General features: G+C 25.3%; 16 protein-coding genes. 3 read left to right on the top strand and 13 right to left on the bottom strand.

All coding sequences use genetic code 4. The features are described from left to right. Positions 1 to 232 precede the first annotated feature (232 nt). Complete coding sequence (locus D2845_RS05895; RefSeq protein ID WP_110858154.1) at positions 233 to 973, top strand: LicD family protein; 741 nt, start codon at positions 233 to 235, stop codon at positions 971 to 973. An 89-nt stretch (positions 974 to 1,062) separates the two neighbouring features. Here D2845_RS05895 and D2845_RS00260 read toward each other — a convergent pair whose 3' ends face one another. From D2845_RS00260 to D2845_RS00220, 9 genes are all read right to left on the bottom strand, one after another. Further along, on the bottom strand, positions 1,063 to 2,013 hold the full coding sequence (locus D2845_RS00260) for an ABC transporter ATP-binding protein (RefSeq protein ID WP_002881318.1): 951 nt from the start codon (positions 2,011 to 2,013) through the stop codon (positions 1,063 to 1,065). Next, the gene (locus tag D2845_RS05890) at positions 2,013 to 10,400 is read right to left on the bottom strand and encodes an ABC transporter permease (RefSeq protein ID WP_110858155.1); all 8,388 of its coding nucleotides are present in this window, start codon (positions 10,398 to 10,400) and stop codon (positions 2,013 to 2,015) included. Before D2845_RS05890 ends, D2845_RS00260 begins: the two co-directional genes overlap by 1 nt. 130 nt (positions 10,401 to 10,530) lie before the next feature. Further along, entirely contained in the window at positions 10,531 to 11,250 is a 720-nt protein-coding gene (gene rsmG / locus D2845_RS00250) for a 16S rRNA (guanine(527)-N(7))-methyltransferase RsmG (RefSeq protein WP_197712580.1), read from the bottom strand. Beyond that, a complete protein-coding gene (locus D2845_RS00245) occupies positions 11,222 to 12,193 on the bottom strand; it encodes a ribose-phosphate pyrophosphokinase (protein ID WP_110858156.1) in 972 nt (323 codons plus the stop codon). Before D2845_RS00245 ends, rsmG begins: the two co-directional genes overlap by 29 nt. 149 nt (positions 12,194 to 12,342) lie before the next feature. Next, complete coding sequence (mgtA, locus tag D2845_RS00240) at positions 12,343 to 15,144, bottom strand: magnesium-translocating P-type ATPase (protein WP_110858157.1); 2,802 nt, start codon at positions 15,142 to 15,144, stop codon at positions 12,343 to 12,345. A 212-nt stretch (positions 15,145 to 15,356) separates the two neighbouring features. Further along, positions 15,357 to 16,100, bottom strand: coding sequence for an ATP-binding cassette domain-containing protein (locus D2845_RS00235; RefSeq protein ID WP_002881326.1), 744 nt, complete (start codon positions 16,098 to 16,100; stop codon positions 15,357 to 15,359). Positions 16,101 to 16,150: 50 nt separating this feature from the next. Beyond that, entirely contained in the window at positions 16,151 to 17,119 is a 969-nt protein-coding gene (locus D2845_RS00230) for a lactate/malate family dehydrogenase (protein ID WP_002881327.1), read from the bottom strand. Beyond that, positions 17,112 to 18,455, bottom strand: a complete 1,344-nt coding sequence (locus D2845_RS05885) for a glucose-6-phosphate isomerase (protein ID WP_110858158.1) — start codon at positions 18,453 to 18,455, stop codon at positions 17,112 to 17,114. The genes D2845_RS00230 and D2845_RS05885 overlap by 8 nt, the downstream gene beginning before the upstream one ends. Further along, a complete protein-coding gene (locus D2845_RS00220) occupies positions 18,445 to 18,780 on the bottom strand; it encodes a S1 RNA-binding domain-containing protein (RefSeq protein WP_110858159.1) in 336 nt (111 codons plus the stop codon). The genes D2845_RS05885 and D2845_RS00220 overlap by 11 nt, the downstream gene beginning before the upstream one ends. Positions 18,781 to 19,114: 334 nt before the next feature. Between D2845_RS00220 and cypl the strand changes: the two genes are divergently transcribed. Beyond that, on the top strand, positions 19,115 to 20,251 hold the full coding sequence (gene cypl / locus D2845_RS00215; RefSeq protein ID WP_110858160.1) for an ABC transporter thiamine pyrophosphate-binding lipoprotein p37/Cypl: 1,137 nt from the start codon (positions 19,115 to 19,117) through the stop codon (positions 20,249 to 20,251). Positions 20,252 to 20,254: 3 nt separating this feature from the next. After that, positions 20,255 to 21,913, top strand: coding sequence for an ABC transporter permease subunit (locus D2845_RS05880; RefSeq protein WP_110858161.1), 1,659 nt, complete (start codon positions 20,255 to 20,257; stop codon positions 21,911 to 21,913). A gap of 428 nt (positions 21,914 to 22,341) precedes the next feature. On the opposite strand, the gene D2845_RS03490 is transcribed toward D2845_RS05880, so the two are convergent. The 4 genes from D2845_RS03490 to D2845_RS06935 all read right to left on the bottom strand — a co-directional run bounded on the left by D2845_RS03490 (position 22,342) and on the right by D2845_RS06935 (position 26,264). After that, the gene (locus D2845_RS03490) at positions 22,342 to 22,485 is read right to left on the bottom strand and encodes a variable surface lipoprotein (RefSeq protein WP_276329738.1); all 144 of its coding nucleotides are present in this window, start codon (positions 22,483 to 22,485) and stop codon (positions 22,342 to 22,344) included. 299 nt (positions 22,486 to 22,784) lie between these two features. Continuing rightward, entirely contained in the window at positions 22,785 to 23,450 is a 666-nt protein-coding gene (locus D2845_RS00205) for a variable surface lipoprotein (protein ID WP_110858162.1), read from the bottom strand. 521 nt (positions 23,451 to 23,971) lie between these two features. Further along, complete coding sequence (locus D2845_RS05875) at positions 23,972 to 25,045, bottom strand: variable surface lipoprotein (RefSeq protein WP_110858163.1); 1,074 nt, start codon at positions 25,043 to 25,045, stop codon at positions 23,972 to 23,974. A gap of 295 nt (positions 25,046 to 25,340) precedes the next feature. Further along, positions 25,341 to 26,264, bottom strand: a complete 924-nt coding sequence (locus tag D2845_RS06935; RefSeq protein WP_110858164.1) for a variable surface lipoprotein — start codon at positions 26,262 to 26,264, stop codon at positions 25,341 to 25,343. Between the last annotated feature and the right edge of the window lie 29 nt (positions 26,265 to 26,293).

Raw genomic sequence — 26,293 nt, 5'->3', positions numbered from 1 at the left:
ATAACAAGCAACTTAGATTTTTTTATTTGAATAATGTAAAATAATTATTAAAAAGTTTAAATGTAATTTAAAAAATATAATACAAATATTTTACCACTTTTTAATTTTATCTTACTTGATGGTTATAAAACCAAAATAAAACAATAATTTTTTTGATTTTAAAAAAGAAAGATTAAATCATTAATTTAATCAAGATTTTTTAAATATATCATTTATAATTTTTTTTATATTTATGACAAAAATTTTTGAAAATAAAAAAAATATTTTGAGAGAATTTATTGAAATTTGTAACAATAATTCCTTATGATATAGTTTAGATAATTTAAGTTTATTAGCATGTATTAATAAACTTGATTTTTGAAATAATATTGATCATTATGAAGTCTTTATGACTTTTCAATCATATGAAAAATTAAAAGAATTATTTCCGAATAAGATTCTTGACTCAGTCAAACATTCAGATTATTTTTCTCTACAAAATAAATTTGTCCATGATATTAATTTAATCAATCAAGAAATACCTTTTTTAAACATTAATATCATCATTCCCACGACAGTTAAAAAAATCAAAAAATTTTTTAATTTAAAAAATAAAATCAAAGCATTTACCTTATTTTATTCTTCAATGCAAAAAACAAATATTGGAGTAATCAATCAAAAAATTAGGCTTGCAAGAATGCTCAAACCTTTAATAAAAAATCTTAATTACAAAGATATTTTTGAAAACTTATATGATGAAAATTATGAAGGTTTTATTGTTAGTTCGCCCTTTTTAAATAAGAATTCTTTAGCAAAATGATTAACAAACACAAATTACCAACTACTTAAATTTGAAAAAGATGGTTTGGAAATTAATGTTATTGCTGAATATCAAAATTATTTAAGAAATATTTATGGCAATAAATGAAAAGAACTTGAAGAAATTGATATTCCTTTTTATTATACTTCAGTCAAAGATATCAAAAAAAATTAAAAAATTAACATCAAATTCTAAAATATCAAAAACTTCTCACAAAATCCTGTGAGAAGCTTTTTTTGTTTTTCTTATTTTCTTGAAAAAAATTATGTTGTTGCTATTTCTTCAAAATTATTTTGCTTAATTTCTTCAGTTAACCATTTTCTTTTTTGGGTAACAACTTCTTTAATTTGTCCAAGTTCTAAATAAATAACTTTATCCGCCAAAAGTGCAACATCGGGATCATGGGAAACAATGATGATTGTTGTACCATAATCACGATTAATTTCTTGCAAAATTTTAAGTACAATTTGCCCAGTTTTTTCATCCAATGCCCCTGTTGGTTCATCGGCAACTAAAATATCTGAGTTTTTGGCGATTGCTCTTAAAATTGAAACCCGTTGTTGCTGACCTCCAGACATTTGTGAAGGGTATTTATACATACATTCTTCCAAATCAAAATCTTTAAATAATTTTTTAATATTTAAATGTTTTGCCTTATTTTTTTGTAAATAAGCACCCGTTTCAACATTGTCATAACTATTTAGGTTTTGTAACAAATTATAATTTTGGAAAATAAAGGAAATATTATCTCTTCGAAATAGTGTTTGTTTTGAATCACTTAAATAAGGAAGATTAATATTATTAACAATAACTTTTCCTGAAGTTGGACGATCTAGAGCACTAATAATATTTAAAAGTGTTGATTTACCTGATCCAGATTTTCCATATAAAATTGCAATTTCACCTTTTTTGATTTCAAAAGAAATCCCTTTTAAAACATCGGTTGCAACATTTCCTGATAAATAAGTTTTTTTGACATCAGAGACTTCAACAATATTATCATTTGTGTTTTTTTCATTTTCCAAACCATCTTTTTTTCTTGGCTTGTTATTTGCAAGTTTAAATTTCTTTAGCGTTGCTGAATCAAGTACTTTGACAGTTAAACCATCATCTTTAATTTCAAACGGTTTATCATGCTTAAGAATATCAATAATGTTTAATTTATTTAAATCATTATTTTTATTTTCTTGTTTTTGTTTATTTTTTTTTGCCATTATTTTCCTTTCAGAGCATCAACCGCTTTAACTTTATTTAAACTTCTTCAAGTTAACATTGAAGTTAATGCAAAAACAGTCAAGCAAATTGTGATTGAAATAATAATTGTTGAATAATTTAGAACTAAAGGTAAAACAATTTGTGATGTTGCCATCATAAACGCATTAAAGACTGAAATCAAGACTAATGTAACTGGAATCATTAAGAAACAAGCAAATAAAATTGTTGGGATGAAGTTTGCAAAGAATAACATAACTTTTTCACGGTTTGTATATCCTAAAACAGAGAATGTTGCAATTGCTTTTTTGTTTGAAGCAATCATGATGTTGGTAATAACAATCAAAATAATGATTGAAATTAGCAGCGAGACAACAATGAAAGCAATTAGAATAATGTTAACTGTTTTAGAAATTCCTGAAATAAATCCGGCTTCAATATCTTTACTATTAACATCAAATGAAGCCCCATACATAATGTTCTTACCATAAATTGTACCCGGGTGACTACCATAAAATTTTGATAAAACATTTCTTGCTATGTTTTTAAATTCTTCATTCGAATTTGGTTCTTTCACGATTTTTGCAAATTGTGTCTCATCAATTTCTAATAGTTTGAATAAAACATCTTTGTAATCTAATTTTGCTTCCGGATGCGCTTCATTATATGCATTGATATTATGTTCATAAACTGAAACATAATTAATTCTTTCATCTGAAATAAATACACGTTTGAAAAATTCTCAAACCGCTTGGTCATTTGATGCTTCAACTTCGAATGAAGCAGCTGCTCCTCAGAATCCAGTCGATGAATAGGTTGTTAATGTATCAATTGTTTGAACTGGTGTTAAATCATTTGAAAGAATTCCGTTGAATGCATCATATTTTCGATCAAAGATTTTTTGAATTTTTTCTTTTTCATTTGGATTTTGGAAAATTGCATTTTCTAATTCCAATTGACGTGAATCTTTTAGACGCTTACTTAATGTATCATAACCAAGAATTTTGTCCAAAATATGTTTTTGTGTAATGAATTCTTCATTGATATAAGTATCTGAAATATCAATAACTTCAAATTTATAATGTGTTTCTGGTGCTTTTTGATTTAGCGCTTTATGACTGAAACGATCAACGTGGTTCAATAAATCCATTTCAATAACTGAACCAATTCCTAAACCATATTTTTTAGCTGCAACAGCATTGATAATGATTGGAATATTTTTTGATTCATCATAAGCAAAATCAACTAATTTTTTTTGTAGATTTTCATGTTTATGGTTTCGAATTGAAATGAAACGACTATCATCATAATAACCATAAATTTTTAGTTCTTTATTATTTAATTTTGCTTTTGCATAGGTATATTTTTCATTTGTTGTGTCATTTCAATAAATTCCTGCAAATGAAACAAAGAAATCAAGATTTTGAATTTTACGATATGCATTGACTAAGAAATTACGATATTCTTGTCTATATCTTGACGTTGAAACAGCTTTTGGTTTTTGATAAAACTGCTCAGTTGGATTTCATTCAACAAATTTGAATTGTTCATTAATCCGACCGCCACTATTTCCGGAATCAAAAATTTCTGAAGAAGTAAAGATGAAATAACTTGTTCGATTTGACATATCTTCTTCTTTATTTTGTGCTAAATCTTCTTTAAATTTATTTAAATCAGTAACGGCAATAATGTTGTCAATTTTACTATTTGAAACATCCAAGTAATTTTCATTTGTTTTAATTTTTGAAATATCAATTAAATACTGTGTATTTTGCATTTCTTTTGAAACACGTTTGAAAATTTGCGAGACTCTTGCTCTTTGGGTTTCGGGCATATTCGCATAAGTAATATCCCACGGACTTAGTTCAACAGATAAATCAAGAAGAATATCCAATGATGATTTCGTTAGAACAACTGGCTCAAATTTTTTCTGAATAACGTCTGTATTAAATGAGTTACCTGGTCTTAAGAAATTTGGGTTTGAATAATCAAGTTGACTTCCATTTGATGAAGCATTTCCAGCTAAATCATTCGGAACATATAATAATGAATTGATATCATCCTTATTATATGTCACATAAGGTCCACCTTCAGTTGTTGGGCTTTCTAAATCTAATTTAAATTTATATAGTCGATCTTCATAAGTTTTTTTAATTGCTTTATTAAAAATATTATTTGAAGATAAAAAGAACATCGAAATTAATGACGTTGTTGAAAATGCAAGGAGTAATGAAAACATTTTCCAGAAATTATTTAGTGCCATTGAGGCAATAAATCTAATTTTAACTGGAAGTTTTCTAAACATTGCTGAAACACGTTGTGCTAAATTCCCAACATTAACTTCAACAATTCCACTCATTAACTCAATTGGTTTTTTACTTACAGAAATACTTGTAATGATAAAAATCAAAATACTTACAAATAAAAACGGAACTAAAATTGTGCCAAGCAATGAGAAGACATTAATTGGAATAATGTTATTCTCGAGTGTTCAATATGAAGCTAAAACATTCATTGCTGGTTTTTGTAATGAGAATCCTAAAATATAACCAAAGAAACCTCCCACAACAACAGGAATTCATCCAAAAGCACAGAATGCTAAAGCAATTTTTGAAGTTTTATATCCTTGTGCTCTTAGAATCCCGACAACTTTATTTCTTGCTTCAATATATCTTTTCATAATGAAATAAATAATGAAGGCAACCAAAATAATTAGAATACTAATTAAATAAATACTTGCATTTCGAATTGAATTAATAATTGATCTGATTGTGACAACACGAATTTTTCTTTCAGGATTAATACTATCCATTTCATCTTTTAAATAAACTTTATTAAATGAATTTGGATTAATATTTGTCATCATTTCACTAAATTCTTTTTTTAGATCTTCTGGTGAACTTCCTGCAATAAATTTCCCTTTGTCATCAACTGGTGCTTTAACTAAAGCATACTCTTTGATTGCAAAAGTTGGATAAGCTGAAAAAATCCGGTCAAATCCTTTTGAATTAACATAAACAATTGCTTGTGTACTTGGATCAACTTGAATATTTTCTTCATTAACAACAGGATATAAATAATCTGTTGATGAATCAATGCCAATAATTAAATATTCTTGGGTATTGATTTTAATTTTATATTTATCATCCAATGAAGCAATGAAAACTTGCATTCCATATGGGTTATTTAAATATTGACTAATATCTCCAGTATATACTTCCTTACCATTTTTATTTGCATAACCATAGTTTACTTTTGCTAAATACGAACCTGAATCAGTGTATGAAATTAGGTTTGAAACTTGAATTGGTTGCACAATTTTGAATAAGGCTTTTTTAATTGAAGTTGTGATATTAATCCCAAATATTTCTAATTCACCACCATTTTCATTTCTTAAAACATTGTTGAATAGATGGTTAAAACTTGAAATATCCAAATCTACAGCACTATCATTTTTTGATTCAACAAAATGAATTGAACTATCAAATTCATGAGTTAGCGCTTGGATTTGTTTTTTAATATCTTCAATATTTGAAAATCTTAAATTATCCATCATCTTTTTAACAATGTATGCTAAATTTCCTTCATTTGGATTTGGACTTAAACCATAATACAAAGGAATTTGTGGGAATGATAATAAAATCATTGGATTTAATAAATTATTTGGCACATTTATTGTTGACAAATAATTACCTAATTTTGTATTATCAATTGCCATTTTGAATGCTAAATCAAATTCATAATCATCATTAATTAAAGGGTTTAATGAAGTTGTTCTTTTTTTGGTATTTAAAAATGAATTAATGAATTTATTTAGCGCACCATCATAATTTGTAGCTGATTGAGAAGCAGTTGCAATATAACCTAAGTTATATGTAATTTCATAAGAATTATTTTTTAATAAGGCAACAATTTTATTAATAAGTTTTTCATCTTTAATATTATGATTTTTTCTTAAGTTATTTTTAAATTCTGTAATTTCTGTTGAATTATCAAGTAATTTTTCTAATTCCTTATTTGCTAAATTCGTATGTGCATGAGCATAAGGAATTTTAAACACCGTTGCATTATATTGACTATCAGATCCAAAAATTACTTTACTTGGAATTGGATTTACAACATTCTCATAATTAGTCATTGCTTTAACAACTTTTTCTTTCTTCCCAAATAAATATAATTCATTTAGAATCCCTGTGATTTGATCAAATGAAAGAACTTTTTTATGTTGTTTTTCAATAATTTTATTTCCTGTTGGTTCATCAATGGTAATTTTATCTTCATCTCTTTCAATTCGATTCAAGAAATAAGCTAATTTAATTCATAAGCTGTAGCTCTTAAAATGATTTTTCATCACATCATATTCTTTATTACCCATGAAAACAGGTTCAATTACATACTCAGCAAGCAAACTATGAATCTTTTTAACAATTTCAAGATCTTTGATACTGCTACTGCTATCAATCATTGCTGACCAATATGTTAAATCACCATAAGAATCAACATCATGTTCAGATTTTGAATCTTTGAAATCGTATTTATCATTTGTTGGTTTTAATTTTTTTAATTGAATTTTTTCAATAAATTGGTAATACTTATTTAATTTGTCCTTAATTAAATTCAAATTATTTAATTCAATTTCTTTAATTAAGGCTTCATTTTTAATAAAGTTTAATTCTGATTGCGTTAATTTCAATAGTGTTTTTGAAGTAATTGCATTTTCAACTTTTGAAATAATTTTTTTAATATCAACTAAACTAAACCCATTAATTGAAATATTATATGGCGTTACATTTGTTGAAGATGGATTTTTTGGAAATGCTAATTTTGGTAAAACACCTAAATCAAGTAATGATATTTTTCCATCATCAGAACTAGGGATTGCAATATTCAAAATATCGCCAGCTACTTGTTGTGTTTTGTTTGATAAATTAAGAATTTGAATAATTGCATTTTGGATTTGATTAATTTTACTAAATGAAACATTATTATCAATTCCTGAATTTATTGAAGACATAAAGGCTGCTAAATAATCAAATTTATTTAATTCTTCAGTGTTGTAGTCATTATAAATTTTATTATTTGCAGTAATTGGGTATTTGACATGACGAATTAATTTGCCTAATGAAGCAGTGAATTTTTCTAAACTAATATTTGAAATAATTGTTGATAAACCTTCTCTAATATTTGAGTATGATCCGTCTTTTTTTGCATCTAATGCCCTAAAGAATTTTTCTACTTGGTTTTTATCTTCTTCGTTGAGTGTTCTTGCTTCTTTGTGTGCAGCAACTCATTTTGCAAAATAACTTGATTTTTCATTTAAATCAGGTTTTAAGAATTTTGAAAAATCAACTAAGTTAATTAAATCTTTTAAACTATTTTTAAATTGATTTTCATTAACTGATGCCAGGAATGAAATCAGCATTCGATCACGTGACATTGTTCAATATGTATCATTAACTGCGGTAAATGGTTTATAAGGATGTTTATCAAATCAATCATTGATTAGGACTGAAAATTTCACAAAATCAATTGAACTAATTAATTCTGATAAAACATCAAAGATTTTTTCTTTATTCTCAATATAACCTAATAGATCACTTAATGAAATTTTTAATTGTGGAATGATATACATTTTATTGAAACTAAGAATTTGGGCTAATTTATTAATTTCATTGACAATATATTGATCATTTCGATCATTTTCAACATATTTCATTTTGAAGTATTTAAAAATGTTTCTAAAGAAATTATGTAAAAATGAATTGGCATTGATATTAACATATTGTAAATTTTGTGTATTAGTTTGATTAATTGGTTTTACTAAATATTTAATAACATCCAACATTGTTTTTTCAAAAATAAAGCGGTTTGTTTTCCCAATTGATAATAAAGTATGGAAACCATTTGCTTCAATTGAATCTGAAATTGCTCTAAATAAACGAACAATGTCTTGACGCTTAAACAATTTTCCAAAGTCTGTATCAATCAATGCTGATTGAAGTTGTTCAATTAATGTCTTAATCGTATTTTTTTGGATAATTTCTTGTGTTAAATCATTTGAAATTGCACCAAATGAAATTGGTAAACTAATTGAGTTTCGAAATTGGTCACTTACTACAGCTCATCCATTTTCCCCAATTTCAGCCCGAATTGTGTAATTATTTTTGATTAAATATTGATAAACTTCATCTAAACTTAAATAATCTTTATTTTCAACAATAATCTTATTTCAAACTTTTTTATCTGAAAATCCATCAATATGACTTTGTTTTAAAACAATATATTTATCAGGCAATGGCATTGCAATTGCACCAATCACACTTGATCCATTTGCTTTTTCTTCATCATCAGCCGTTGTTAAAACTAAAATCTTGCCATTAACTAGATTGGGAATTTGTGTACTTCTAAAAAAGTCATAATAATTTTCAAATCGAATATCAGCATTAAAGTAATTAATATCAGGGGTGAAATTTCTAAAAATTGATGATATTAATGATCTTGTATAAACTGAAGGAAGTTTTTTAATTTTTGAACTATTTTTATCTGGTTTTAATAAGAAACTATCAACATTTTCATTTGAAATACTTTGGTTTAATCATCCGGGGTTTAATGTTTCATGATACAATCTTCCGACATTATTTTCAAAACCATTAATTTTTTTATTTTTGTCTCCCATATCAACAAAGTGGAAAACATTCTTTTTACTATTTTCTTCATTAACAGTTTCAACAGTAATTGTTTTTCTAATTCCTAGATTATCCTTACCAACACGATCTTGGATATTTTTAAGAATTGAGACTTTTGCAAAACCAACAGTGTTGTTACGAATGAAGTCTTGATGTTTTTTAAGTTTTGAAACATCAGCAATTGCTTCAAAATCTTCATTTGAAATTTCATCTTGACCAATTTTATTAAATTCAATATCTTTGATAGTTCAAGCTTTAAGATTATCATTTTTTAATTTATTTGCAGGAATTTTTTGATTTGGTTTTCTTACATTTGCTTCTCATGCTCTCTTGAAAGTTCGATTTAAATCATCTTTTGTAATTTTTTCATTTTCTATAATTTCTTGAAATTTATTTGAACCATCAAGAATTGAGTATTTCATTGTAATCGTTTTATCTCAATATGAGAAATATAACTTATTATCATAATCAGTTTTGTAGTTATTCTTAAAATTAGTTATAAATCTAAAATATGAACCTTTTCAATTTGAATCTTCTTCATTCATTATTTCATTTCAATTTAGAATATAACGATATCAATTATAAGTAACTAGTTTTTCTGACTTTCTTATTCAATTTTTTGGAATTGTATAATTAGTTCCTGACTTTAATTCAACATATGCAGGAGAGTTTACTGAAATATTATTTTGTTTTAAAGTAAAGTTTTTTTCTAACTTATCACTAGCAGTAATTTGTGATTCAGTAGTTTTCTTATCATCTTGTAGTTTTAATTCAGAATTATTATCCTTTTTAAAATATCACTTATTGTCTTTTAAATCTTTTTCAAATCCTAGTAATTTTAAGACTTCTGTTGAAGGAATAATATGCAAAATGCCTTCATCTCTTCATTGGTCATAATCACTAGTTTTAAATGAAGCTTCTTTAGTTTTGACATTAATGAATAATGGGGATGCATCAATTACTGCATCTTTAGTTGCTTGATCATTAAATGCACCTCTAGCAGCAAAAGATATTGTTAAAATATCTCCTAAAGTAACATCTGATTTAAATTCATATTTTTCAGAGTTTTTTAATGTAATAGTCTCTTTAACTAATTCAAATTTTCCGTTTTTATTTGTATAAACTTTAAATTTTTTATTGTTATTATTTCCACCTGAAAAACTAAATTCATTGATTCTGTCTTCAGTTGTATTTGCTTTATTATTAATCGCAAATTTTGTACTTGTTATATTGCCATTAATTTCTTCATAATATAGTTTTAAAAAATCCTGTGTTGAGATATAAAAATTTTTATATTTTTGATCAACATCTCATTTTCCAATATCACTTATTTTAAGATAATTTTGTTTATCAGCAGGTAGATTAAGTGTATAGGTAACTTGTTTTTCATTATTATTTTGGGATTGGCTATTTGGTGTTGCTTCAAATTTAATTGGTTCATTAACCTTTGTAACATTGTCTTCACCAATTTGGTCATAGCCATTATGCGGAATTATTCCAGAAGGATTAAGATCTAAGTCAACTGTTAAATCATGTAACTTAGATACTTTATCATATGCATTTATTGTTCTTGAGTAAGAAGTTCTAACATCATTTAAAAGGGTAAATAAAAATGTCGTTAAAAAGATTAATATGGTTAAACATACTAATGTGACCTTATTCTTCGATAAAGATCTGAAAACTTCTTTAAATAACCTTTTCATAAAATTTATCTCCTTGAATAATATACTTAATAGGTAAAATTATATAATTTATTAAATAAATTATTTAATAAAAAATTTATTTAAAGAAAAAAAGTTGATAAAAAAACTTACTTTTTAACTAAAAGTAAGCTTATTTTTTTAAATTATTTTTAATAATAATTGACCATTTTCTTGGAATAAAATCTGGTGTTTTTTTTGTTTTTTGATAATAAACTAATACATTAGGGATATTAAAAAAAATCCCCAAATCAAGAATTTGATAATCAATATTTAAATTTTTTTTAATTCAATTTGAATTATTAATTTCATTTTGATAATTTGAAGATTTTAAAAAGCAAAAAATCGCATCTTTTTTTCCTAAATGATGCGAAATTTCAACTAAATTTTTTAGCTCAGAAACTGCTTTCGCACTAATAAAATCAAAAGATTCAAACTCGTTTGATTCTTCGGCACGAAGGGGTTTAATTGTGATATTTTTAAGATCACAAACTTGAATAACTTTTTTTAAAAAATTAACTCTTTTTTGACTTGGTTCATAAATTGTTAATTCAAAATTTGGATTATAAATAAAATAAGGAATGATTGGAAATCCTGCTCCTGAACCAATATCTAAAATTTTTTTATTTGTTAAACAAAGAATATTTTTATTAATTTCTTTAAAAATTAAAATTGATTCAATAATCCCTTCTTTAACTAATTTATCTTGATAATAACCAGTTAAGTTATAAGTTTGATTATGATTTTCAATTAAAAAATAATAATCCCAAAGTTTGGAAATTATTATATCATCTATCTTATTTAAAGAAGTTTTAATTAATTGATTAAACTCTTCCCTTGCTATAATCTTCATATATTTCACCAATTGAAGTGTTATTAATATTTGCTTTAATGACTAATCCAAGAAACTCTGCCATTGACAATTCTCTTAATTTTTTAAAATGTGATAAGTGTGAATGATCAATTGAATTAGTAATAATTACTTCATCAATAATCTTACTTTCCTCAAACATTTCAAAACCTTTTGAAAATAGTCCATGTGTTGCGGCAATAATAATTTTATTCGCCCCTTGTTTCTTTAGAATTTCTGCCGCATGAACAATTGTTCCACCTGTATCAATAATGTCATCATAAATAATCACATTTTTATTTTTAACATCCCCTAAAACACCCATAATTTCTGAAACATTTGGGGCTGTTCTTCTTTTGTCAATAATTGCAATTTGTTCTTCAGTTTTTAGTAATTCTGAAAGTTGTCTTGCCCGCACAGCGCCACCATGGTCAGGAGAAACAATTACAAATTTATCATTTCTTAAACGAAACTCTTTTGAAAAAATAAATTGTCCTCGCAAATCATCAACTGGGATATTAAAAAACCCCTGAATTGAAGCATTATGTAAATCAAGCGTAATTAATTTATCTGCTCCTGCTGTCTCAAGTAAATCCGCAACTAAACGTGCTGTGATTGGTTGGCGTGGGTTTGCCATTCGATCTTGTCTTGCATAACCATAATAAGTCATTACACAAATTACTCTTTTGGCATTGGCGCGTTTTAATGAATCAATAAAGATTAATAAATCCATTAAATTATCATTGACTGGTTTTGAGGTGTTATTAATAATGAAAACTGTTTTGTTTCGCACTGTTTCATTGGGAAAAAGCATTCTTTCTCCATCGGCGAATATTACTTTATTAATTTTTTTAATCTCACGATTTAAATAAATTCCAATCTCGTTTGCTAATTTTTCGGAATTATCCATCGTGAAAATAGCAATATTATCATCTTTTTGTGTCATATTATAAAACTTAATTCCTTATTTAATTTATATAGTAAATTGTAATATATTAATGCCAAACTTGGATTTTTTTATCAAGATTTAATTTTAATTTTAAAAAACAAAAAAAGACATTTGAAATTTTTGATGTCTTTTTTTAAAAAAATTAATTATAGAATCGAACGATAAACTTTTCGATAGATTATTTTGACAATTGCAACTAATGTTAAATAGGTTGTTAAAAGCAATGCTAATCAAGCAAAATATATCGCTGGAAGTGGAGATAGAAGCAGTGCTGAATTTAATTTTGGAATATATGGCAATGCTGTTACGACACCAATTCCCATTAATGTTGAAATAATCAGTGGAACTGAAGCATTGGTTTGAATAATTGCAACTTTTTTTGATCTCAAGAAATGTAGAACCATTGCTTGTGTTCACATTGAAAGAATTAATCATCCTGATCAAAACATTGATTTAAATAGTGTTTGTTGTTCTTTTGATAATAAGTTGTGATAATCACTGATTTTTGTGAATGTTTCTTTCCCAACTGATTTTGGTAGAATCAAGAAAAACAATAAACAAAATGTCATGACATCAATGATTGAACTTGTAATTCCAAACCAAAGCATAAATTTCCAAATTGATTTATGATCCCATTTCGGCGGTGATTCAATTGTTTCTTTATCAACATTATCCCAAGGGATTGCCCCACAACAAATATCATAAATTAAGTTTAGAAAAATTATTTGCACTGGTGCCATTGGAATAAAAGGCAACATAACCGATGCAATCATTACACTTAAAATATTCCCAAAGTTTGAAGCAACAGTTATTTTGATGTATTTGTTGATATTAGCATGTGTTTTTCTACCTTCAATAATTCCGGTTGCTAAAACATTTAAATCTTTTTCTAAAAGAATAATGTTTGCTGTTTCTTTTGCAATATCAACAGCTGTATCAACAGAGATTGAAACATCAGCAATTTTCATCGCCGGAGCATCATTAATTCCGTCACCCATATAACCAACAACATGGCCATTTTTTCTTAAAATTGCAATGATTCTTGCTTTTTGATCAGGACTTAGTTTTGCAAAAATATCGGTTTTTTCAACCTCAATTGCTAGCTCTTCATCACTCATTTTTGAAATTTCTTGTCCTAAAAGAATTTTTTGATATGGAATGCCAACCTTTGCACAAACTGATTTTGTAACTAAAGGATTATCCCCAGTTAAAATCTTCACTGCAACACCTAAATTATGTAATTTTTTAATTGCATCTTCGGCCGAATCTTTTGGTGGATCTAAAAATGTTAGATAACCAATTAATGTCATTTCTTTTTCATCTGCAACTGATAATTTTCCAATTGCTTCCGAGGTTGATTTTTTTGAAGCAATTGCAACAACCCTCATTCCTTCTTCGCTAAATTCTCTAACTTTATTTAAAACTTTTTTCGTGATTTTTTTATCCAATGGAACAACTTTACCATCTAAATAAATTTTGCTACATACATTAATAATTTCTTCAACAGCTCCTTTAGTAATTAAAGTCACTTTTTCATTTTTTAATGATTTAACTAAAACTGACATTCTTTTCCGATTGAAATCAAAAGGAACTTCATCAACTTTTAAATAATGTAATTCAAGATTATCTAAATATTTTTTATCCTCTGCTAATTCAAGTGTTCTTGTAATGATTGAAGTATCTAAAATATTTTTTAATCCTGTTTGATAATATGAATTTAAAAATGCATATTTTAAAACATGTAAGTCTTCTTTACCATTAACATCCAAATGACGTTCTAAAATAATTTCATCTTGCGTCAATGTTCCAGTTTTATCAGTACACAAAATATCCATTGTTCCAAAGTTTTGGATTGAATTTAAGCTCTTAACAATTGTTTTAGCTTTCCCCATTGCAATTGAACCTCTTGATAAACAAGCAGTCACAATCATCGGAAGCATTTCAGGGGTAATTCCAATTGCAATTGAAATTCCAAACAATAGCGCATTTAATCAAGCAACATTTCCATCTGTTCTTTGTTGTGTTAATCCAACAATTAAAAAAACAATTGGAATAACAATCGAAATTACAATTGTAAACAATAAAGAAATTTTTTTGATTCCTTTATCAAAGTTGGTTGGAGTTGGTTTTTCATTCAATTTCGAAGCAACTGAACCAATGAATGTCTCATTTCCAACAATTATAACTAATGCTTTAGCAGATCCAGAAATAATATTTGACCCCATAAATGCTAAATTTTGTCGATCAGTAACATTGTCATATTTGCCTTGCGTATCAATTTGTGCATATTTCTCAATTGCAACACTTTCACCCGTTAAAGAAGATTGCGAAACAAATAAGTCCTTAGCACTAATAATTCTTACATCCCCAGGAATTATGTCTCCCGCTGCCAAATGCACAATATCTCCAGCAACAACTTCATCCATTGGAATTTCTTTCAAAACGCCATTTCTTTCAACTAAACATGTTGTTGCAATAATCTCAATTAATTTATTTGCATTTGAAGCTGATCGTTGTTCTTGAATAAAATGAATGATGCTACTTGAAAATATAATTACAACAATAATAATCACAGTGATGTAATTTAAATCATCGGGTTTATTTTGAACAAGTGGCAAAATAATATCAACGATTGCCGAAACAAAAACTAAAACTAAAAGAATGATGTTAAACAAATTAAAAAATGACCTAAAAAATCGCTTGAATCCATTATCTTCACCTTTTTTAGAAATTTTGTTTGTTCCATATTTCTCTTTATTTTCTTTAATCACATCTTCATCAAGAGTACCATGCTCTGATGTATTGTATTTTTTATAAAGATTTTCAATATTAGATTCTGAAGCTTCAATTAAACGTTGATTAATAAAATTTCTTTTTTGTGAAACTTTGTTTGTTTTGATGTTTTTATTTTCTTCTTCAGAAACAAAATTATTTGCTTTTCTTTTCATAAGTTTGCACCTCCTTTTTATTGTTTTTTTAAAAAAGTAATTTATTTTAAAAATTTATTGAATTTAATATCATTAATAAAATTTAATTTTTTCTTAATTTTAGTTTTATTTAATTTATAAAACAAATTACTTTTTTGAATGAGATATTCCTTAATTTTACCTTAATAACTCCTGTTTAATAAAAAAATAAAAATTAAGAATATTATTCTTAATTAAACTTCATATAATTTTTCAATTTCTTTTTGTGATAAATTTTTGGGATTTCCAACTTGAATTAATTCACCATTCTTAATGAAGCAATATTGATCAAAAAAAGTTTGCACAATATTAAGATCATGAATATTGATTAAAATTGTTGTTTGGTATTCCTTGTTAATTTTTTTAAGAATATTCATAATATCTTTTGATGTTTTAATATCAAGAGAAGAAGTTGGTTCATCAGCTAAAATAATGTCAACATTTTTTAATAATAATTTCGCAATCGCAACACGTTGTTTTTGCCCGCCTGATAAATCAGAAATTTTTGTATAAATTTTGTCAAGAATATCTAAACTACTTAAAACATCATAAATTTCTTGTTTTTGTTTTTTAGTAAGAATTTTAAAAAAAGCACAAAATTTATTTTTGTAATTTAAATAAAAATGCAAAATATTTTCATAAACATTTAAATGATTAATCAAATTAGTTTCTTGCGATAAATATCCAACTTTATTGATAATTTTTTTTCATTCTTTTTTCTTAATCAAATCAATGTTTTTATCATTAATAAAAAGATTGCCCGATCTTGTTTTTAACTGTTTTAGTAAGGCATTAAATAATGTTGTTTTTCCTGAACCTGATTTACCAATAATTGCAATCATTTCTCCACGATTGATTTCAAGAGTGATATTTTTTAAAACATTATTTTTTTCTTTTTGGTATGAAGCGAAATAATTTTTAAATTTAATGCTTTGCATAATTGAATATTATAATGAAAAAAGACAAATAAAAAATAAGGTTTATCACCTTATTCAAAATCGGGTTTAATATTTAGATTTTGAAGAATTTGAATTGTTGTATCTTTCATTTCTTTTGAATAATTATCAAAAATGATTTGTTCATCATCTTCTAATCTTATTTTTGGCAGATGAATATAACCGTTTTTTCCAAGAATGACTGGTAGTCCAAAATAAACGCCACTATGTTTGTATTCTTTTGGCAATCTTACACCAAGTGAATAAATTACTTTCCGATCAGTTAAAATTGCTTGCACAATTTCTGCTAAGTTTGCACCAATACCAAAATTTGTAATACCTTTCCCACTAATAATTTCAAATGCTTCGTCTTTAACTTTTTGGTTTAAATTATCAAGTCATTCTTTTGTAATCATCCCATTTGCTAATCAATCTTTTAATGAGCCAAGTCCAATCCGCATTTTTGAAAAAGGAATTAAACATCTTGCACCATGTTCACCAATCACAAAACCTGTGATTGATGAGGCTTTAACATTGATTTTTTCAGACAAGAATTTTTTCATTCTTGCTGTTTCTAAAATTGTTCCGGATGAAATAACTTTGCTTGATTCAAATTGCGTTACTTGTTGATAAACACAAGCCATAATGTCAACAGGGTTTGAAGCAATAATTGTAATTCCATTAAAACCTGATTTTTTAACATTTTTAGCAATTTCTGCTATTAATTTCGCATTATCAGTTAATAGTTCCAAACGATCTTTTAAAACACCATCTTTTGGTTTGACTGAGGCCGTAATAACAATAACTTGTGCATCTTTTAAATCATCATAATTTCCAGGTGTAAATGTTGATCCATTATTTGCCATTGAACATGCCGCATCATTTAAATCTTTAGCTTGTGCTTTGACATAATCCGCAAATGCATCAACCAAAATATAATCTGCTTCAATTTGTTTATTCAATGCCGCATATAAAAAAGATGATCCAACTGCACCAACACCAATAATTCCGATTTTATTCATTTTTATTTTCTCCCATTAATTCTGTAAATTTCTTTGTTAACTCAATATTATAAGCTCTTAAGCCATTATCTTCAAATGGATCTAAATCCATTAAATAAGCAGACATGATTGCAGCATGATGAATAAAAGAAATAATTCAACCTAAAGTTTTGTGATTTAAATCATCAATAATAATTTCGACAAAAGGTATTTGATTGATTAAATGACAATTTTTTATTACTTTATTCATAACCTTATTTAGTTTATTATAAGAATATTTCATTAAGTAGTTTAAATCATTTAAATCACTATCATCCATAATGCTAACATTAAAATCAAATGATGGGTTTTTAACAATTAGATGCGTATCAAACATTTGTTGATGCTTTTGAAAAAATATATTCGTATATGTTTTTGTATCTGAAGGTTGCAAAAATGAATTAACCTTTATTCCGCGATAACTTCGATATGAGGTTTCATTCAAATACATTGCAAGTAAATTACCAATTTTTTGATGTGTTTGTGAAAAAACACAAATATTTTCATTGACAAAAATATCTTTTTGTTTAGTATTGCGGTCTAACTTACTAAAGATATAACGCACCAAAGCATATTTGTAAGCACTATTATTTCCTAGCGGGCAATTTTCATAAAATAAATTCGCCTCATTTGCCCCTTCAAGATATGAATCAATATTAATTCTTGCACAAGCAAGTGGAAGCAACACAGCTGCTGAATAGTTTAAAAAACGTTCATTTGTATTATCCAATAAAACTAAATGTTGATAATTTTTTGCTTGGGCTCAATTAAATAAACGCCCATAGTTATTATTTGTTGTAACATAAATATATTTTGTCGCATTATTTCTTCCGACACGATTTGTTAATAAAGAAATCAATTCTCTAAAGATAATCAAAGATTCAAAATCATCGCCATTTTTTGAAATCACATTTAAAGCAAAACGCTTATTTTCCAAATATTTAATTAAATTTGCCACATCAATTCCTGAATAACTTTCATTGATGAATAAAATATCAATATCGCTATCTTCCTTAAGATGTGTATCAACTAAATTAATAATGCTTTCTGATTGTAAACAAATATATTCTGGTGCAATTACAACTAAAACTTCAATTTTTTCTTCATTAAAAAACTTTAAGATGTTTTGAAGTTTTGAATAATCACTTTTTTGTATATTTTTTTTGACATGCAAAAAACCTAAATTTTTTTGTGAAGAAATCTCATTGGTTTTAATTTTTTCATTGATGGAATGAATAATTTCTTTGTATTTACCTTCAAAAACTTTTTGATTAATGACTTGATCGCAAACAAAATCAATTTTATTTTTAATTGCCATGTTCAATTTCCTTATTTGTAAAGTTTAATAATGACTCAAATTCAGCATCATTCGCATCAAGACGAAATTCAAAGGGATTTCTTAATTCTTTAGGATGAATTTGTTTAAATGAAAGCAATAATTCATTATTCGGCATGATTTCAATAATTTTTACTTCTTTGATATCATTGACACGAAACATCATATTCAAATCCTTAACAAAATAATCACTTACTTCTGAAATATTTAAATAACAAATATTGCCATTCTCTGTTTTAAAAGTAATGACATTTTTTGAGATTCTAAAAACTTTTGCTTTAATTATTTGACCAACAAAATACTCCATAATCTCCTTTTTTTATTTTTATTTTGTTACACAATTTTAAATATTTAAGTATAAGTTATATTATATAACTTTATTAAACTTAAAAAAATAGTTTCTAAAAACCCGATTTTTAATCCCTAAAAAATAAATTCGATTAAATATTTAGTAATAAAAACAATAAATTAGATACTTTCATTTCTTTTTGGGTTTTTTAGTATAAAATTATCAAAAAAGGATAAGGGTGCAAAAGACTAAAAAAAATACCCATATTTTAATTAAATATCTTAAATTATTGATATGATGGGTTTATCTTATCTTTTTCATAATTTATGAAAGGATTAATAAATTATACAATATGAAAAAAATAAAAATCTTCTTATCAGCAATACCAATTATAAGTCTTTCAACGCTAGCCATTTCATGCTACCAAAAAGAAAAAAGTCTTAGTTTCATTGTCAATGCCCCATATTCAAAACAAAAACAACACACTTTCTTTAAAGACATCTTAGATCAATTCAATCAAAAAACCAAACAAAATTTGAAACTTGAATTAATTTATAGCAGCCAAAATAATGATTCAATCAATGTTATTAAAAAAGGGACAAGCAATATTGCTGTCTTAACACTTCCAAATTATATTTCCCAGATTCATGAAAAAGGAAATGAAAATATTTTGCCAATCATTCAAACAAAAACTAAAGCTTTTAAATTTGATTATAATTTTAATGACCAATATAGCAATGGTCAAGAAAATGATAAATTAAGACAAATTGCTAAAAAAGCACAAGAATTATTTGAAAAAGTTCCACATGCACTTTGAAATGATGCCGAATATCAATGAGATGGTGAAAAATATGAATTTTTTTATCAACCAGATAATAAACTAGTTGATTATTACCGTGGAATAATCATGATTCAAGGCAATAAAAAACAAAGAGATGAAATTAAGAAGGCATGAGATCAAAAAGATTGAAATGCATTTCGAAATTTTGGAATTCTAAGTGGTAAAACTGGTAGTGCATCAAAATACATTTTGCAACAGGAATTATTCAAAAAACATTTCAATAAAGAAGGAAATAAATTTATTTCATTTGCAATTGATCGCATTAAAAATCCAGAAAAATATAGCACAACAGATAATGCGCGCAGAGATATTGGACGTGGCGAAACTAAAAATTATAATATTGTTTTTGATGATTTTGGTTCATTTGCTTATACAAATTCAAGTAAAGGTTATTTTTCGCCTGAAAACGCAAATGGTGATGTAAAAATTGAATTTCTAACAGCTACTGATCCTATAAAATATAATATTATTGTGGTTGATAAAAAAATTTTTAGTGCCGAAGAAATTAAAATTTTACAAGAAATTATAATTAAATTATGAGAGGAAAAAAAGGATGATTATGGAGCATCATTGGGTTTCAATGGCTATGAAATCATTACTGATGTCAAAAAACAAGTAATTGATCCTTATAAAAAAATATTTTCATAGCATATGGGTATAAAAAATGGTTTTTTTAAAGAAGGTATTCAGTTAGAAAATAATACTATTTTAAAAAATGGTCCAATTAAACCATTTTGGAGAATTATTTTTTTTCTTTTAATTATTGCCTTAGTCATTGGATCAATTTTGATTATTAATTTTAGTATCACTTCCAATGGTCTAAATTTATTATCTCAAAATTTAAAGGATTTTTTTAGTCCTTCCTCATATAGTGAACTATATGAAAAAAACTTATTTTTACTTTCCATAAGTTTTTTATGAAACAGTATTAAATTAGTTTTTTTAAGTACCTTTATTGGCTTTATTTTAGCAATGATTACAGCATATTTTTCAAATTTGAAAATGAATATTAAGTATGTTGCAATACCTTTTAAAATAATCATTATTTTTTTAAGAATTTTCCCTGAATTATTTTTTATTTATTTATTTAAAATTTCTTTTGATAAAGCCTTAGCAATCAATTTGATTTATTGTTGGTTTACTTGACTTTGATTACATGAATATTTTTCACAGACAATTGAAAATGCAAATTTTAGTATTTTTTTTCATATCACAAAAACCAAACAATCAAAATGAAAAGCTTTTTGAATTGATATTTGACCACAAATAAAAATTAAATTTATTAGCCATTATATTTATGCTTTTGAAGGTAATTTAAGATGATCAACAATTTTAGCTAATTTTGGTTATTTTGGAATTGGAATTTTATTAAATCCACAAGAATATCCAATTGATTATACGCAATTACTTATCCCTTTATTTGTATTAGTAACTTTTTTAGTTTTACTTGAAATTTCTTCCCAACATATTAATAAATTTTTATTTGAATCCAAAACAATTAATGGTGCAAATAAAAAAAAATATACGACAATTAAAAGTATTAAAATCATGCTATTAACTTTTTTTATTTTAATTGGAATTGCCATTGCAAGTTTTTCTTTACAAAGTTTAATTGGTCAAAAATTTTACAAAACTGGAGCAATTTCTTTTTTTCAAAAAATTTTTAATCCGGATTGAAAAAACCTAATTTGAAATTTTAGTCATGATGGAATTTTTTGAATCTTATTGCAATTTTTTTCCTTAATATTTTTAACATTTTTCTTTGTTTATATTATTTCATATTTCAAAATGCTATTGATGGCAAAAAGTTTATTAGGAAAAAAAGTCGCTTGAATTTTTAAACATTTCAATATTTTTATGCGTGCAATTCCTGTTGTTGTTTTATTTTTATTAATATCAAATTTATTTAACCAATTTTCTGCTGCTTTTGTCTTAGCTTTTTCAATTCATAGCTCTTCATCAATATCAAGAAATTTATACCAAACAATAAATGCAGTTAATGAAGAAAAAATTTCAGAATTAAAAAAAATGAAGTATGGTAATTTCTGAATTTATCGGAATTATATTCGCCCCCAAATTAAACTTGATTTTATTACTTTTTCAACATTTGAAATTGAAAGAATTACAAGAAATTTTATTACTTATGGATCACTATCTTCCTCAATATTAGGGCAAAAAACAAACATCACAAAATTTAATGACATTGAAGATATAGCTCCATATTTATGAATTGGATTTTTAATTATTAGTCTTATCAATTTAGTATCTTATATTACTCGTTTGAAATGAACAAATCAAAAATGAATTTAAAAATTGACGCAATGATCTTAGGTCGATTTTTTTTATTTTTACACTTTATTAATAAAAGTATTCATTTTAACGAAAATAATTTATTTATTATTAATTAAATTCAAGAGTCTTCAACCATTGCTGATAATAAATCAAGAGTTTCTTCAATTGTAAATTTAACTACCAAAATTCCATCAAATCCCACAACACTGATATATGCTTTATTTTCTTTTAAAGAAACAGCAACTCCTATATCTTTGGCTTTATTATTAAGAGATGGATATTTTTCTGTAAGAACTTTTATTATATCTTTAGATAAGAGTCTAGTTCCTCTTTTTGGTGAAATTTCTCCTAAATTTGTATATATTAAAATTGAAGATATTTTTTTTCTTTAGTAAATTTATCAATACCAGGTTGCTCTTTATGATTATCTTTTTGATTCTCCTTTTTTACATTATCATCATTCTGTGGAGTTGTATTTTGTTTTTTTGAGGTTCTTTTAATTTATTTTCTTCTTTTCTTGTCTCAACACATGATGCAGCAGCAAGTGACAATGCTGACAGTGATGAAATTGAACCTAAGATCAATAATATTTTGTTTGATTTTTTTATTACTTTTATATGAATCTCTCAGAAAGGTTTATATTTAAATTGTTCTTTCAGTTTTATTTAAACTTAAAATTTATAACATTAGTATTGTTAAGAGTTTAATTGTAGTTTTTTATACAAAATAGTCGATTTTTAGAAAAAATTTTTAATAAAAATAAAAGTTCCCAACAATCGGGAACTTCATAATTAGAATTTATAAATAGGTTATTTAGCTAATAGGAAAAATCCGGACTTTTCTACTTGAGATGATAAATAATCAAGTCCACCTTCAATACTTGTTTTTTTTAGTTTTTCATATTCACTTTTCTTACATCAATTGGGTCTTCATCAATATAAGAATATAGATCATATTCTGAACCTGATTTTAAAGATCAATTGTAATTACCATCTGATCAATATGTATAATCCCTCCCGTCGTGTTCTCCTCAAACAGCTTCTACTTTATTTGAATTAGTAGGTCTTGGATCAATATCTTTTTTTTCTCCTAATTTTAATGATCAATTATAATCACCATCCCATACATATTCATATGGTTTCCCATTATGTTCACCATAAACAGCTTCTACTCTTGTTGGTTGAGATTTAGGCATTTTATTTACTAATCTTTCATTCGAAGAATCTATTTTATTTTTATCTTCTTTTTGTTCACTTTTTGAGCTTTCATTTTTATTTTTTTCATCATCTTTTTTTGAAGTATTATCTTTATTATTTAAAGTGTTTGATCCTTGTTCTGTTTGAGAATTACCATCTTTAGGTTTAACATCATCATTTTTATTATCTTTATCTTTGTCATTCTTTTGCTGATTTGATGATCCATTATTAGATGTATCATTAGATTTATTTTCTTGTTCTTGTTTTGTTTTATTTCCACATGATGCAGCAACAAGTGGCAATGCTGACAGTGATGAAATTGAACCTAGGACCAATAATATTTTGTTTGATTTTTTCATTACTTTTATATAAATCTCCTAAAAAATTTACATTTAAATTGTTTTTATAATTTTTACTTAAGATTGAAATTTATAACAATTGCATTGTTACAAACTCAATTATAGTTTTTTTTTTTTTTTTGCACAAAATAGTTAATTTTCAGCGATTTTGTTGAAAGTAATGCAACTTTTAAAATAAAATATTTGCTATTTTTGTTTCACCGCATGTTACTGCAACAAGTAGCAAAGTTGACAACGATCCAATTTAACTTAAGTTAACAATATCTTATTTGATTTCTTAAATATAAACTAAACTATCTCCTAAATTAAAATTTATAAATTATTAAATTAATAAGCACTTTTTTTATATTGACTTAAGTTTAAACCATAACAATTCAAATTGTTAAACCAGGAATTATAATTTTTTTTATATTTTTTACTAAAAACATGATATCTATGGAAAATATACTTGATAATGAATAAAAAAATAATAAAACTTGCATTATTCATGCAAGTCATTAATTTAAATCATATTATTTAACTTAATCGATTACATCATTAATATCTTTTTCACCAAATGCATCTATAGCAGATTTATTTAATATTAATGTGTTTGTTTCTGAATCAAAAATTATGTCAATAAAATCATCTATGTCATCAAGTATTTCAACAAGATGTTCTTTTAATTCTTCATCTAAATCTAAATAAGTATTTTTATCTTCAGCTTTTATTTTTTCAAGTATAGAAATAAATGAATCTATAATTTCATCAACTTCATACAAAGTTTCTAGATCAGACTCTTTTTCCTCTTCTTCTTGATCTTCTTCTTGATCTTCATCAGGGGATAATTTTTCAATTGCTGTGTTTATTTTAGCTTTAATAGATTTTAATAATTCAATTTTTGAATATAATTCAAATTCAGTTATTGGATTTTTTTCATCATAAATATCTAACTGATCACTAAATAATTTAAATGTTTCTTGTTCAGAGTCTCAAATTAATTCAATATATTCATTAATTTCAGAAAAAATTTCTAATAATTCTTCCTGAAATTCTCCCTTTATATATGAATCATCCTTCTTGATTTCCTCAAGAGCACCTATAAATGCAGTTAATGTCTCATTAACTCTATTGACATTTTCTAAGGTTTTTTCTTTTTCTTCATTAGAAGTGTCACTAGAACCTAAATTTTCGTCATCTAATTCTTTATCTAGTTCTTTTTCAATTTCTTCTATTTTTGAATTAAGTGCCTTTAATGAAGTTAATTTTTCTTCCAATTCTTTTAATACACTATTTGATTCTTTAGCATTTGCTGAATTACTATCTTCATTTTTATTTTTTTCATCATCTTTTTTTGAAGTAGTATCTTTATTATTTGAAGTGTTTGATCCCTGTTCTGTTTGAGAATTACCATCTTTAGGTTTAACACCATCATTTTTATTATCTTTATCTTTGTCACCTTTTTGCTGATTTGATGATTCATTATTAGATGTATCATTAGATTTATTTTCTTGTTCTTGTTTTGTTTTATTTCCACATGATGCAGCAACAAGTGGCAATGCTGAAAGTGATGAAATTGAACCCAAGACCAATAATATTTTGTTTGATTTTTTCATTACTTTTATACTAAATCTCCTAAAAAATTTACATTTAAATTGTTTTTTAATTTTTACTTAAGTTTGAAATTTATAACAATTACATTGTTACGAACTCAATTATAGTTTTTTTTTTTTTTTTTGCACAAAATAGTTAATTTTCAGCAATTTTTGTTGAAAAATAGTCTTTTTTTTAGAAGAAATGTATTAATTTTCTGGATTTTAATTTGTTTATGTATAAAAACAATTTATTAACAATAATTTTAAAAAAATGATCCACAAAAATGGATCATTTTTACTTAATTTTTGTTTATAGTTAATCTTGTTTTCTAAGTTTATCTAATTCTTGTTTTTTCTTTAAAAATACATCTTCTCTGAAAGAATAAACTTCATTTCAAAACTTTTCAAGTTCTTCTTTGCTTAACTCTCCCCTATCAATTTTAACCCCACTCATTTCCTCATATTTTTTTTCAATTTTATTTATTTCTTCTGTTAATTCTTTTTTAGTAGATTCAAAAGTTTTTTTCTTTTCTTCTTCATTACTAAATTTTGATTCGTCAAAAACATATTTATTTATTTCTTTAAAAAGTTCAAGATTTCTTTTAATATCTTGAAGAGTGTCTTTTACTGATATTTCATCATATTTGCTTCTTTCCTCAGTATCATTTTTATTTTCATCATAATCAATATTATATTCATTGAATAGTTTAAAAGTTTTTGTTTCAGAATCTCAAACTGAGTTAAGAACATTTTTAAATTCATTTATTTCTTTAATAATGATTTTCTTATCAAGATCATTATTTTTAGATAAATTTTCATATTTGTTAGCAAATCGTTCTATAAATCCTAAATTTGATAATACATCATTAAAATGGGTCAATCCATCTTTATTAGTTTTATTAAGTTCCTTAAAAAATTCATCTAATTTTTTTTCTTTTTTTAATTGATCAAATACTTTTTTATTGGCAAAAACTTCTTTTAAAAGAATTTTTAATTCTTCTAATTTTTCTTTAATTTCTTTATCAATAACAATTTTGTTTTCATTATTATCAGGATTAGGATTTGGAGTAGGTTGAGGATTTGGTTCTGGAGTTGGAGTTGGCGAAGGTTGAGGTTGTGGTTTTGGATTTACATTTGATTCTTCCTTATTTTTATTATCACATTTTGCTGCTATTAAAGGCAGAGTTAAAATTGATGAAACAAAACCCAAACTCAATAAAACTTTATTTATTTTTTTCATTTAATTTAAAATGTCTCCTTTATTTAATA

The sequence above is a fragment of the Metamycoplasma alkalescens genome (assembly GCF_900476125.1).
In the GTDB taxonomy this organism is placed as follows: Bacteria; Bacillota_I; Bacilli_A; order Mycoplasmatales; family Metamycoplasmataceae; genus Metamycoplasma; species Metamycoplasma alkalescens.
This window is presented reverse-complemented; position numbering and strand designations above follow the sequence as displayed.